General features: G+C 33.5%; 9 protein-coding genes. 5 read left to right on the top strand and 4 right to left on the bottom strand.

The features are described from left to right. Window positions 1–482 precede the first annotated feature (482 nt). Window positions 483–1835 (bottom strand): DUF1189 family protein, encoded by a 1353-nt coding sequence (locus tag B5D12_RS08405; RefSeq protein WP_078756400.1) that lies wholly within the window; start codon window positions 1833–1835, stop codon window positions 483–485. Further along, a complete protein-coding gene (locus B5D12_RS08410) occupies window positions 1816–4497 on the bottom strand; it encodes a YfhO family protein (protein ID WP_159443908.1) in 2682 nt (893 codons plus the stop codon). Before B5D12_RS08410 ends, B5D12_RS08405 begins: the two co-directional genes overlap by 20 nt. Before the next feature lie 186 nt (window positions 4498–4683). Here B5D12_RS08410 and B5D12_RS08415 point away from each other — a divergent pair, with 186 nt between their 5' ends. Together B5D12_RS08415 and rny are read left to right on the top strand one after the other, a co-directional pair. After that, entirely contained in the window at window positions 4684–6795 is a 2112-nt protein-coding gene (locus tag B5D12_RS08415) for a peptidoglycan D,D-transpeptidase FtsI family protein (RefSeq protein ID WP_078756402.1), read from the top strand. A 237-nt stretch (window positions 6796–7032) separates the two neighbouring features. Then, window positions 7033–8592 carry a ribonuclease Y gene (gene rny / locus B5D12_RS08420; RefSeq protein WP_078756403.1) on the top strand — a complete coding sequence of 520 codons (1560 nt, stop codon included), beginning with the start codon at window positions 7033–7035 and terminating at the stop codon, window positions 8590–8592. 737 nt (window positions 8593–9329) lie between these two features. On the opposite strand, the gene B5D12_RS08425 is transcribed toward rny, so the two are convergent. Together B5D12_RS08425 and B5D12_RS08430 are read right to left on the bottom strand one after the other, a co-directional pair. Next, the gene (locus B5D12_RS08425) at window positions 9330–10562 is read right to left on the bottom strand and encodes an MFS transporter (protein ID WP_078756404.1); all 1233 of its coding nucleotides are present in this window, start codon (window positions 10560–10562) and stop codon (window positions 9330–9332) included. A 3-nt stretch (window positions 10563–10565) separates the two neighbouring features. Next, window positions 10566–11363, bottom strand: a complete 798-nt coding sequence (locus tag B5D12_RS08430) for a zinc dependent phospholipase C family protein (protein WP_078756405.1) — start codon at window positions 11361–11363, stop codon at window positions 10566–10568. Between the two features lie 228 nt (window positions 11364–11591). Here B5D12_RS08430 and B5D12_RS08435 point away from each other — a divergent pair, with 228 nt between their 5' ends. From B5D12_RS08435 to B5D12_RS08445, 3 genes are read left to right on the top strand one after another with little or no spacing between them, the layout of a single operon-like run. Continuing rightward, window positions 11592–12191, top strand: a complete 600-nt coding sequence (locus B5D12_RS08435; RefSeq protein ID WP_078756406.1) for an NfeD family protein — start codon at window positions 11592–11594, stop codon at window positions 12189–12191. Window positions 12192–12208: 17 nt separating this feature from the next. Continuing rightward, entirely contained in the window at window positions 12209–13195 is a 987-nt protein-coding gene (floA, locus tag B5D12_RS08440) for a flotillin-like protein FloA (RefSeq protein ID WP_066126753.1), read from the top strand. Window positions 13196–13207: 12 nt separating this feature from the next. Continuing rightward, window positions 13208–13792 carry a hypothetical protein gene (locus B5D12_RS08445; protein WP_078756407.1) on the top strand — a complete coding sequence of 195 codons (585 nt, stop codon included), beginning with the start codon at window positions 13208–13210 and terminating at the stop codon, window positions 13790–13792. Window positions 13793–14178 lie beyond the last annotated feature (386 nt).

The following is a 14178-nucleotide window of genomic DNA, read 5'->3' on the forward strand; positions in this document are numbered from 1 at the left end:
TTTTCAAGATTAATCTCAGCTACATTAAGACGCAGTTTGATGCTACTCAATCACTGCGCTTTGAATTATCACCGATGTTGAACAGAATTTAGAAAGTTTATGCCCGGACTCATAGGATAAAAAAGCAATCACTTATTTTCTATCTTTGATGACAACATTATGTAATAAATAAAAAACACGTTGAGCACACAAAATCAAGTGCTCAACGTGTTTTTGTCTGATTAGAATTTGTTTTCTGCGGGTAGGCAAGAAGTAGTCATTAAAGTGATTGCCAGTACATCTGCCCCTCAACCACTGCGTTTTGAATTAGCACGCAATAACTTGACTGAATTTAGAATATTGATGCCTTACCTCTTTATGACGCCGTTGGAGAGCACTTAACTCAGCGCTGTTTATTAAAGAGCAATAACTTGATTGAATATCTCAAGTTTTTATCTAACTGCTCATTTACTTGATTTGATCACTTATTTGCCTAATGTATATTATTCTTTTTCAATAAAATCAGCTTCTTCATCCTGATCAATGTTTGTCATAGAATCATTAGGCGATATTTCTTTTGAGTTATCATTAGGTGCAGTGTCATTTGAATCAGTCAGATCTTCATTCGCCTTATAATGAGGTGCAGTGTCATTTGAATCAGTTTGATTTTCATTCGCGTTATCATCTTGTGTATTATCGTCTGATTGTGACACTTTATCTTGTTGGTTGGTTTCGTCTTTAGCTATTTCTTTAGCTTTTTCTTTAGCTAAACGTTCTTCATATTGACGTTTTATTTTTGCTAAAGCTTCTTCTTTGGTATCAATTGGTTTTAAATCGTTAAAATAGGGATCGACGTCTTTAACAATGTCATGACGTTTCAATTTATTAAACTCATCACCAGTAAAAATATCAGGTGAGATAATGATTTTTTTCGGATTATCATCATCTTTTTCCTTACGATTTTCAGGTTCAATATAATCAAGCTCTGGGAAATAATTATTGAACTTTGATAAATCGCCGGAACTTTCTTCAGTAAGACTTAATAAAAACTCTTTAACAAAAAGGGTATGACGTATTACCATTTGGTAAAGGTAAATCATCAAGAAAATACCTAATGCAAAAAAGCTACCGACAAAATCCGGAACAAAGATTTTCACAATTTGAATTAAAACATAAGGTGCAAAGCTAATTGCCATCGTCAGTTTAATCCGTTGCCAAAAGCTGAAAGGTGTCGAGATACGATGATTTAAACTAGTCGTCACAAGAGTGAGTAGTAATATTAACAGTACATATGTTAGTAAGTTGACCACGAAATAACTAATCCATTGTGAAAAGAGTGTAATATAAGGATGTTCATTCAAGGCATTTAACAAACGGATTAAAGTTGCTCTTGAAACAAAAGCTGACTCTGTTTCACTTAAACGATAAAATTGCCCGCCAACCTTAGCAAAAGCACTGTTTTTAAACAGGTAAAGATTGATAAAGGTATTGGAATCAATGGCTTTTGCTTTATTTTTGTCAAGTGTAATATCTTCTAACTGTTTGTTAGATTCAATAGAATCATCAATAACCAATTGAAAATTTTTTGAACGATAATACAGTGGTTTTTCATTATCCGCGAGTTGTAATTGTCCATTTATATATTGATATTCCGGAACAAAAGTAGCTGCATTAGCTATATTTTGTGAAATTTCATTAAAATAAGATTGAGTACCAATCGTCATTGACGTGGCCGCTATCATGGTCGCGACGATGGCTAGGTGACGTAATTGTCTAAATTTCACCGCAATGATCTGAATAAATAAACGTGGTTCTTTATAGGCTTTCAATAAAAATTTAAAGATGTTTTTCTTCATTTAAATCTCCATTCTTTTTATAAATATAAACTGATAATTGGATAATACATACAATTCCTAATCCAATAATACTAAGTATCGTACCATACTTAATTGACTTAGGTAAATAATTTAATTCTATTTGATGTTCACCTTTCGTTAAGTCAATGGATAATAAGGTATTATTAAGCACGGAATGGGTTTGAACAATGTTTCCATCGACTTTTACTTGCCAGTTTTCATCATATGGGATAGTAAATAGTAACTGACCAGTTGTTTGTTTAAAGTCTATCTTACCACGAATCGCTGTATTTGAAAAATGTTCGATATTAAATAGATTGGTTTGTTTAGATTGTACCATTTGTTGGTAACGCTCATTATCAAACTCATAAAGTGCGATTTGATTAGCTTTTAATTCTTCTTCTAATAAAGTAACCTCCAAAAGATGATTCTGATTTTTTTGCTTAAAAGCAGCATTAGTCACTTGTCTTTGTCTAAAAGGGGAACTAAAATGATAGTCTAATTTATCTAACGTTAGTTTGACATTTTCATGATCATATTGGCTAGGCAATGTAAAGTAATAGGGATTATCTGATTCAGTTTTAAATTGATATTGGATTGTTCCTTTTTCTTTTTCTAAGACATCGTTAATTAAAGAATGATAGGTAAAATAGTTTCCTTCAGTTTTATTCGTGATACTCACATTAATTAACTTGGTCTGTGCTAAGGCTTTTTTGGTGAAATAGGGTTGACCTGAACCTTCGAAATCAATTAATCTCAATAATACCTCTTGATTTGCGATAGGATCATGTTTTTTAAAGGTACTAGAATCATCAAGTATTTGATTTGATACTTCAATGCCTAAACCAAATCGCTGCTCATTTTCATAAACATTAACCCGTTGATAGTGTTTCACTAAAGGGTATTGTTGCACATCAAAATCACTAGTGCGTGCAGAAAGTGAATATTGTTCATCGGTCAGTTGTTCGTTGGCTTCGATATTGGCTTCCAATAAATATTTAATATTAAAAAAGTCGTCTGTGAAGAGAGTGCCATTGGCATAGGTAGCATTGCCGCTCGTTTCAGGTAAACCTAAATAGCCAAATAAACTGTTAGTCGCCGCTTCAATCGTTGAACTAAAATTATCTAATCCATAATAATGTGCAAAGAAAGCTTCGTCTTTTGTGCGAGCAAAATTTTTATGAATACGATAAAATTCATTCTGCGATGGTTTTAAAGGTGTGGTGGTTTCTACTAAAAGATGGGTATAGTCTTGATATTTACTTTGATCGACATAGCTCATTTGTTGGATAATCTGAACGCCATTAATAAATAAATCGATTACTACCACCATAACCAAAACGATTTCTTTATAGTGCCCTGTCATACTATTCGTTTCAAATAATAAAATGAGAATGAAAGCAAAGATCATCGTTAATAAAATATTATGAGTCGTAAGATAAAAATAGTCTATTTGATGTATTAAATAATAAAAGCAAAAACTACTAAATAAAACAATTATGATTAAGGTTTGTAAAATAGTAGGTTGCTTAAATTTTATTAACTGCACAGTCTCAAGAGCTAAGTAAATCATGAAAAAGGTAATTAGAAATGAATAACGATAAGGGTACCAAATTGGGTCTTGACCCCCATGAAAAAGCTGGTTAGGCACTTTAAAATATAAACTGATTGCGAAAAACAGTAGAATGATGAATGCTGTTAATTTTTGAGAAAGTTTGATTTCTTTGTTTATAAAATAAAAGACAAATAAAATAAGAATGAGGGCACCGGCATATAAGGGTGGCGCACCTTCTTTAATTTCATCAAAAATAAAACTGCTTGAAAATAATTTTGAAATTAAAGTCATCCCATCCATCGTTGTTTCAAAAGACCATTCAAAATTGCTATTGGCGCCTTTACTGGTTAATAAATAATAAAAAGCCGGAACGAGAGTAATACCGGCTAAACTAGTAGCTAATAAAGAAGTTCCTACAAATTTAAGATATTGAATGACTCTGTTTTTAAATGAAAAGCCTTCTGTTGCCGATATTAAGTATATTGTAAAGAGACTTAAAAAGATGCAAATCATATAACCGATATAGTAATTAATCATGAGCATCGCTGTTAAAGCAATCAGATAATGTAGATAAGAAGTTCCTTTTAGAAGTTTATCAAGACCAACCACAATAATTGGCAGCAAGATGAGGCCATCTAACCACATAATATTTAAGGCATAAACCATAGTGTAGCTCATAAAAGCATAGCTTAAACTAAAACTCAGACTCACTAGTGTTGAAGCTTTAAATTGATATCGACAGCAATACATAAAACTTAAACTCATCGCTAGTAGTTTTAAATACGTAATTATTGTTACAGCTAAATCTAATTGTTCTTGCTTAAAAAGCAAAAAGATCAGGTTAAAAGTACTCATTAAATAATAAGCCCATAAACCAATCATTTCACCGCCAATACTTTTTTGAAAACTATAGATGAAAAGAGAAGGGTCTTTTAATATCGCTTGTCGATAGGCACTATAGAAATCAATATATTGTTGACCTAAATCAATTGTTAACATTGTATTATGGCCAAAAGGAATAAAATTAAAAATAATAGCAATACAAGAAAAAATTGAAGTAAAGACTATAAAGTTAATAAGATAAGGTATAAATGATTTGGATTTCAAGGTTTTTTTCCTCCAAAATAGAATATCTATATTATAGCAAAACACTACTTAATCAACAATTATCAGTTAAAATCATGAAAAGTTCATCAAAAGATAATAATATTTTATTCCCCAAAGATTAAATAGTTTGTTATAATAGAAAATGATTATTCTGAATCAAAATAAGTAACAGAATTGAGTGACACTATGGCTAAATACAAATTGAAAAAAAATAAGAATAATTCACATATTCCCAAACGCTTAAATATTTTGTTTTTTGCAGCATTTTTAAGCTTTGCGGCTTTATTTGTGAGATTAGGATATTTACAACTTTATAAAGGGGACACCTTCTTGTCCATGGTACAAAAGACAGAATCGACCTTAACGACAGGTTCAGTACCACGAGGTATGATTTATGACAGCCAAGGACGAATCTTGGTGGGGAATCATCCTGAAATGGCAATACTTTTCACTCGTGATACCGATTCAAAAGTTTCCCCTTCAGATTTAGTGGACTTAGCACGTAAATTAGCTTCTTTAATTGATATTCCAACTCAAGGATTATCTGAGCGGGATTTAAAAGATTATTTTATTATCAATAATGAATCAACGGTTAATAGTCGACTCACTAAAGAGCAAAAGCAATTAACGGGTTCAGCCTTTTATAAAGAACAATTAAATGCAGTGAAATCAGAAGAATTAAATTATTCTGATGGTGAAAAAAAGGTAATAGCTTTATTTAAAAACATGAATAGTGCTTATGCATTATCAACGGTAACAGTAAAAAATCAAAATGTGACTCCACAAGAAATTGCACGTGTCAGTGAACAATTAGGTTCTTTACCTGGCATTTCGATTGGTACCGATTGGCAACGAACGTATCCTCAAAATGGTTTATTACGTTCCATCTTAGGTCAAGTTTCAACAGAACAGCGCGGACTCCCTAGCGAGAGAGCTAATGAATTAATAGCTAAAGGTTATGCGATGAATGACCGTGTAGGAATTTCGTTTTTAGAACAACAATATGAAGATGTATTACGAGGGACTAAATCCATTTCAACAGTCGTAACCGATTCGACCGATGACATTTTATCAAATCAACAAATTTTTGAAGGTTCCAAAGGCGATAATTTGGTATTAACGATTGATACAGCCTTCAATGCAAAATTAGACCAAATTGCTGAAAATGCGTTGAAAAACATGGACAATCAAGGATTAAATGATCGTGTTTATATCGTCGCAATGAATCCTAATAATGGTGATATTTTAGGTATTGCTGGTAAAAAGTTTGAATATGATGAAAATACCGACTCTTATACTGGTAAAATTATCGATGATGCCCTAGGTGCAATTAATACAAGTTATGGAATGGGGTCGTCGGTAAAACCTGCGATGGTCGCAATGGGATATTTAACAGGAGTTATTAACACAACCAACAATACTATCGTCGATGAACCAATGAAATTCCAGGCGTCTCAAGAAAAAAGTTCTGTTTTTAACCGTACTGGAGAAGTACCGATTACTGACATTCAAGCATTACAATTATCTTCAAACATTTATATGATTAAAATGGCGATGATGATTGGAGGACAATCAAGTTGGGAACAAAATGGTCAATTAACCATTTCACCTGATACTATTAATATTATGCGTAAGTATTTCGCAGAGTTTGGATTAGGAACTCAAACTGGGATTGATTTGCCGAGTGAATCTGAAGGGTATACACCTTACAATTCTCAGTTAGTATCGGCACTGGATTTGTCCTATGGACAGTTCGACTTGTATACACCATTACAAATGGCTCAATATGTTTCAACGATTGCTAATAACGGTTTCCGCTATTCGCCACGATTAGTGAAAGAAATACGAAGTACAGATGCCAATGGTGAATTAGGTGGCGTAAAAACTTCGATTGATCCTAAAGTAATGAATGTGGTGCAATTACCAAATGAAGCATTTGACCGAATACACGAAGGGATGTACCAAGTTTCCCATACAGATCAAGGAACAGCACGATACTATTTCTTAAATTATCCAATCAAAGTCGGTTCTAAGACAGGGACTACCGAAGCCTTTTATTCTGGACCAATTCAATATGCACAAAACCAACCCGTAACGAATGCAACATTTATTGGTTATGCGCCTTATGATAATCCAGAGATTGCGATTACTGTTGTTGTACCCTATTTAGAAGAAGCAGCCACTGGTCGTCAAAGTACCCATATTGCCCATCAAGTAATGAATGCTTACTTTGAAATGCAAGCCGAAACAAAGGATACTATCAAAACATATATGGAAGCTCACCCTGAGTTACAATAGTATCTTATAAAAGAAAATAAAATAACATCGTTATTTTAGAGGTTTAGTAAGGACTTAGGTTCATGCTAAGCCTCTTTTTTACGTCAAGTACCATCATTGACACTTCATATTAAATCAATTGACAATTAATATAATAAAGTCTAAAATAAAAGATGTGTGAAAGCACATTTTTTAATTATTTAACTTCAATTTTTTTGAAATGAAATAAAATATAATAATGATACGGAGGTGACTCTTATGGACTTAATGTCAATCGCCTTCGCTATCGTTGCTTTAATAATCGGATTAGTTTTAGGGATTTTTATTCAAAAGAAAAATGATGAAAAACGTGTCGATGGCGCCAAAGCAAATGCAGAAGCCATTGTGGATGATGCGATTAAACAAGCGCAAAATCTAAAACGTGAAGCACTATTTGAAGCGAAGGAAGATAACTTAAAGTTCCGTAATGAGGTTGAACAAGAATTAAAAGAACGACGCAGTGAAGTAACTAGATTAGAACAACGTTTGATGCAAAAAGAAGAAAATTTAGATATCAAAAGTAATAATTTAGATAAGCGTGAATTAAATCTTGAGAAAAAAGAAACGGAATATATCAAACGCCAACAAGCAATATCTGAAAAAGAAAAACAAGTTCAAATATTAATCGATGAACAAAAACTTGAGTTAGAAAGAGTAGCCACTCTTTCAAGACAAGATGCCAGAGAAATTATTATGTCTGAGACTGAACAAGAATTATCGAATGAAATTGCGATTATGGTTAGAGATTCAGAACAAAGAGCTAAAGATGAAGCAGATCGTAATGCTAAAAATATTATTTTACAAGCCATTCAAAAATCTGCAACTGATTTAGTAGCGGAGAACACTGTGACTGTTGTACACTTACCAAGTGATGACTTGAAAGGACGCATTATCGGTCGTGAAGGACGTAATATTCGCACATTAGAAAGTTTAACTGGTATCGATTTAATTATTGACGATACACCAGATACTGTCGTATTAAGTGGATTTGATCCAATTAGACGACAAATTGCTAAAATTGCTTTAGAGCGATTAATTCAAGATGGACGTATTCATCCTGCAAGAATCGAAGAAATGGTGGATCGTGCGCGTAAAGAAATTGACGAAAAAGTTCGTGAAATTGGTGAAGAAGCAACATTTGAAGTTGGTGTCCATTCGCTACATCCAGACATCATTAAAATTTTAGGACGCTTGTCATTTAGAACTAGTTACGGACAAAACGTTTTAAAACATAGTATTGAAGTAGCAAAATTAGCAGGAGTGATGGCTGGAGAATTAGGTGAAGATGTTGCTATGGCCAAAAGAGCAGGACTTTTACACGATTTAGGTAAAGCACTTGACCATGAAATCGAAGGTTCTCACGTTGAAATTGGTGCTGAAATCGCCAATAAATACCACGAACCTGAAATTGTAGTGAATTCAATCGCATCTCATCATGGTGATACTGAACCGACCTCACCAATTGCGGTATTAGTAGCAGCTGCTGATGCCTTATCTGCTGCTAGACCAGGTGCAAGAAGTGAATCACTTGAAAACTATATTCGTCGTCTAGAGAAATTAGAAGAAATTTCTAACAGCTATGATGGTGTTTCTCATAGTTATGCTATTCAAGCTGGGCGTGAAGTCAGAGTAATGGTTAAACCACAAGAGTTAAATGATGCTCAAGCAATCAAAGTAGCACGAGATATCAAAAATAAAATTGAAGCAGAAATGAATTATCCAGGAAATATTAAAGTGACGGTTATACGCGAAACGCGTGCTGTTGAGTATGCAAAATAGATCGAAGAATCGAGACGGGAAGAACATTAGTTCGAATCCCGTCTTTTTATTTATGAAAATTTTAGGTAGTAAGAATTAAGGATTTAGCGCAAGTTTATATTACTTATGTAAGCAAATGGACGCGATCTTTTTTGAGTAGAACAATTTAAAGCAAATTAGTTTAATTGCTCAATGTGGGAGTGGACAAGAAGTTGAAAATCAGTTGATTTTCGCTTCGTTGGCCTACCCCCGCACAGTTGAGTAGGCCTCAAACAAGTCGAAAGACGCAGATTGAGGCCACTCAACCACTGCGCTTCTAATTATTGAGCAATAACTCGATTGAATTTATCAACTTTATCCCAAACCACATTAAGACGCAGATTGAGGCCACTCAACCACTGCGCTTCTAATTATTGAGCAATAACTCGATTGAATTTATCAACTTTATCCCAAACCACATTAAGACGCAGATTGAGACCACTCAACCACTGCGCTTTGAATTACCGATCAATAAGTTGATTGAATTTACCAAGTTGAGGACCAATCTCTTTAAGACGCAGATTGAGACCACTCAACCACTGCGCTTCTAATTATTGAGCAATAACTCGATTGAATTTATCAACTTTATCCCAAACCACATTAAGACGCAGATTGAGACCACTCAACCACTGCGCTTTGAATTAAATAGATATGCCTGAACAGAATTTTAAAAGTTTTTGCCCAGCCTCATCACTTGTGGTTTTTCATACCGTAAATGATTATTTTACTACCGTCTCTTTTAATGAAAGATTTAAGATAATAAAACCAGCAATAAATAAAATCGTTAATGATGCCACGGCATATTGTTGATTACCAGTAAAAGTCGTAATTAAAGAAACAATTAATGTGCCAAAGATTGACGCTCCTTTTCCACAGATGTCAAAGATACCAAAATATTCTCCCGATTTTTCATTAGGAATGATTTTAGCAAAATAGGAACGTGATAATGCTTGAATTGCTCCTTGGAACATCCCAACCGCAATTGCTAGAATCCAAAACTCATACAATTGATCCAACTGAATGGCATATAATGCGATTAAACCATAGGCAATAATACAGATTTTTATCAAGGTTTCTGTTTTATATTGATGAGAAATCTTTGAAAAATAGAGTGCAGCTGGAAATGCTACTAATTGCGTAACTAATAAAGCTAAAATTAAACCGGTTGAATCTAAACCTAAAGAAGTACCATAAGCTGTAGCCATATTAATAATTGTATAGACACCATCAATATAAAAGAAGAATGATAATAAAAACAGACTGATTTTACGGTCTTTAATAATTTGTTGTAAGGTCGCCCATAATTGTTGGAACACTTGATTGGCGTTATTTTCAGTATTGATATGTTTTTGTTCATAGGTTTTAATGAGTGGAATTGAAAATATGAACCACCATAAAGCATTAATTACAAATGCAGCAATCGTAGCATGAAAAGTTGAGATACCAATCATGTCTTTACTAAAAATAATTGCGATACTAATGACAAAAGGAATTGTACTACCGACGTATCCCCAAGCATAACCATGAGATGAAACCCGGTCCATCCGTTCAGGAGTGGTCACATCGGTTAACATACTGTCATAGAAAACTAAAGATGAATTATAAAAGACCTTCGATAAAACATAGGCAATGAGAAAAGATAACCAATGTTGAAAGAATGGCATTAAGACACAACCAATTGAACCGAAAACTAACATTATTGTGAACCAGCGTTTACGATGACCGTGACTATCCGATTTGGCCCCTAAAATAGGCCCTAAGATCCCAACAATAATAGTGCTAATAGTGACGGCATAACCCCAATACGAAAAATAGACATCTTCTGATAAACCCTTATTCTCAGCTAAAGTATTGAAGACAATCGGAATGATAGTAGTAGCTAATAGGGTAAAAGCACTATTTCCAACATCATATAAAATCCAATTTTTTTCTAATTTTGTTAAATCTTTCATAGTTTACTCTCCATCATAATTTATTTTAAATGCATCAGCCAACGCGTGTCCGTTCATTAAATATTGAAATACATTGTCAATTAAAGCAGGGGACCTGTTCAAGGTAGTTTCAAAAATAGCATCCAATTGAGGATTAGCAGCCGCCGCTTCCTTAAAAGGAGTTTGCAAGATAATGAGAGACTTAAAGTTAGAAAACCCAGCAAATTTAAGTAAAGATATTAAAAACTTCTCTTTAATTTGTGATTCGCTATGAAAAAAACACTTAATATAACGAAAGAAACGAATACCTAAATTAACATTTTGTGGTGTTCCTTTTGGGTAACGAGTATAAAATTTTGGAATAACCTTTTTAAAACCTGGCTCTTTCGCAATGAGATTTTCTAGTTTGAATTTAAAGGGATTTTTCTGGTCTTTGATTAAATAGTAACGGTCCAATTCTGTTTCAACATTTAAGTGAGAAAATTCTCCTTCACTTAGTTGATTTACAAGTGGATGTATATTTGAATCAAGCAAGTAGTGACAAAGACTACCAATAAAATAAGCCATCTCGGGTGAATTCCATTCGCAATCGAGGAGCATCTCTTTTTGATTCTCAATAAAATTTATCCCAGATTCTTTATGAATAATCATTCCAGGGCTATCTGATTTCATCAAGGTTAAAGGATTAAAGAAAAAAATATCTGGGCCTTGTTGACCTAATAAATAATAATCTCGATGTGTTTCGGCAATAATTTTATATTGCTCAGGTAGTAATTCAAGCAATTGTAGACCAAAGCGATGATGGGTATAAATACTTGCCATAGAATCAATCCTTCCGTATATTATAATAAATTAATCATAACATGATTTAGTCATCGATAGATAGAATAGATTGTAAACAAAATGTAAATTTGTATAGACAACAAAGAAACATACATATTGTTAAACGAAAATGATACTATTTATTTATGAGGGTGAAAAAGAAGGGTTATCATTATAAGTTTATAAAAAAATTTGTTATAATTTTACTGATAAGTGAGGTGAGAAAATATGATTTGGCTGTTTTCGGGGACAGCGCTATTAACGCTAGCGTTATTTTTAAAATTTAAGTGGCTAAATATTGTAGTGGCGGTCGGTCTTTTTGCAGTATATTTTGATGTGTTGAATCAACCAATTTTCGATTATATTATTTTTCTAATCGGGGTAGCATTTTTAATCATCGAATTATATATTCCAGATTTTGGCATTGTGGGTATTTTAGGTGTGATCACGATTATCTACTCATTAGCTGAACAAGTCAGAGAGATTCCTGATTTAATTTTGTTACTATTAGCATTAGTAGGTTTAGTATTAGCAGTAAGTTTCATCTCTTACCAAGCTGGATTAACATTACAAATCTCACCTCAATTCGTTTTAAATAAAGCAATTGGAAAACAGGTTGATGAAGATACTTTGGTAAGTTATGGAAAATTAATTAATGAAACAGGAAGAGTCATTGAAGATTTAAGACCCGTCGGAAAAATTAAATTAGATGCAGATCAACAAGTTTACGAAGTGATGAGTGAAGAAGGGATGCTTGAAATGAGTCAACCAGTATACATTTCAAGGGTCAAAGGGACTCAACTATATGTGAGAAAAATAAATGAATAATTAGAGGAGTGGAAAAAATGGGAGAAACAACCATCGTTTCAATAGTCATTATTGCTGTTTTAGCAATAATATTTATTGCTTTGTTCTTTAGATTTGTACCAGTAGGATTATGGATTACAGCCTATTTCTCTGGTGTGAAAGTCGGGATTGGGAATTTAGTTGGGATGCGTCTACGACGAGTTGTACCATCATATATCATTACCCCCCTTATAAAAGCAACTAAAGCAGGTTTAAAAATCAGTACAGATGAACTTGAAGCTCACTATTTAGCGGGCGGTAATATCAATTTAGTAGTAGATGCACTAATCGCCGCCCAAAGAGCTAATATTGATTTAGAATTTGAGCAAGCAGCAGCTATTGATTTAGCCGGGCGTAATGTTTTTGAAGCAGTACAAGTATCCGTTAATCCTAAAGTAATTGAAACCCCCATTATTGCTGGTGTTGCGATGGATGGTATTGAAGTAAAAGCAAAAGCCAAAGTAACAGTAAGAGCTAATATCGAGCGTTTAGTCGGGGGTGCTGGTGAAGAAACTATCATTGCCCGTGTTGGAGAGGGGATTGTTACAACAGTCGGTAGTGCTCCAAAACATTCTATTGTTTTAGAAAATCCAGATTCTATTTCGCAAACAATTTTAAGAAAAGGATTGGACTCCGGTACCGCATTTGAAATTTTATCGATTGATATCGCGGATGTGGATGTAGGCCGTAATATAGGAGCAAAATTGCAAGCAGATCAAGCGATTGCCGATAAGAAGATTGCGCAAGCCAAAGCCGAAGAACGTCGTGCCTTTGCTGTTGCTCAAGAACAAGAGATGTTGGCCGAAGTTCAACGCATGAGAGCTAAAGTAGTAGAGGCTGAATCAGAAGTTCCTTTAGCTATTGCGGAAGCATTCAAAAAAGGTAATTTAGGTGTAATGGACTATTATCAAATGCAAAATATAAAATCAGACACTGCGATGCGCGATTCAATTGCCAATCCAACTATTCAAAATGAAAATGAATAGGGGCGATGAACCATGGAAATATTTCTGTTGATTCTCATCTACTTTTGGTTTATTAATAGTAGATCAAAAGAAAAAAAGTTTGATATAGTAAAAAAGTTGGAAGTTGATGAAGAAAAGTTAAGTGAAAAAACCAAAAATGCGATTGAAGCGGCTGAACGTTCTATAAATCAACTAAAAAGCAGTTTAAAAGAAGCAAAAACAAAAGAAACAAAGAATAATAGAAAAAGAAATCTTTTAGAAGAGTTCGCGATTGATAGTGAAATGGAACAACTGTTTATAGAAGAAGATCAATCCTTGATGGATGAATTAGAAAGCGACAAAAATATAACACTAGACAATCAATCGTTGAATCATGAATCATTAGAGGCGAGAAATTCAAAAGAAGAATCCATAGAAGACTATTTAACAAAGGATATTGATTATTTCGAGTCATTGGCAGATGATTTAATTGAAGATGAAGAAGATACACTACAAGTGGAAAAAAAAGAGCAACATCAATTTAAACAACATCCGTATCAACGAATGTTACGATCTGGTACAATTAAAGACGCTATCGTCATGAGCGAAATAATGAAGCGGCCACAAGACCGAAAATAACGTAAATAAGATTTAAAAAAACCGATTACGATTAAAGTAATCGGTTTTTTTGAGAAAATGTAAAATTAAAGTAAAAAAGGTGTTGACGAGTGTCGGATATCATGATACTATAAGGGAGTTCCAAGCGAACAAGACGAAAGATTGAAAAAGAAATAAAAAAAGTTGAAAAAACTTGTTGACAGTTTCAATCAAACGTGATATTATATAGAAGTTGCTTAAGCAAGCAACAACGAAGCTCATTGAAAACTGAACAAAGACAAACACCAAAAATGTGTAGGGGATAATTCATTTGAATTATCACAACATACCCGAATATAAATTCGAGACAGAGTGGTAACTCTATAAATATACAAGCTAGTAAATAGTAAGAGTCTGAAACGACTCAT

Origin of the sequence: Globicatella sulfidifaciens DSM 15739, assembly GCF_900167405.1 — a bacterium.
Lineage (GTDB): Bacteria > Bacillota > Bacilli > Lactobacillales > Aerococcaceae > Globicatella > Globicatella sulfidifaciens.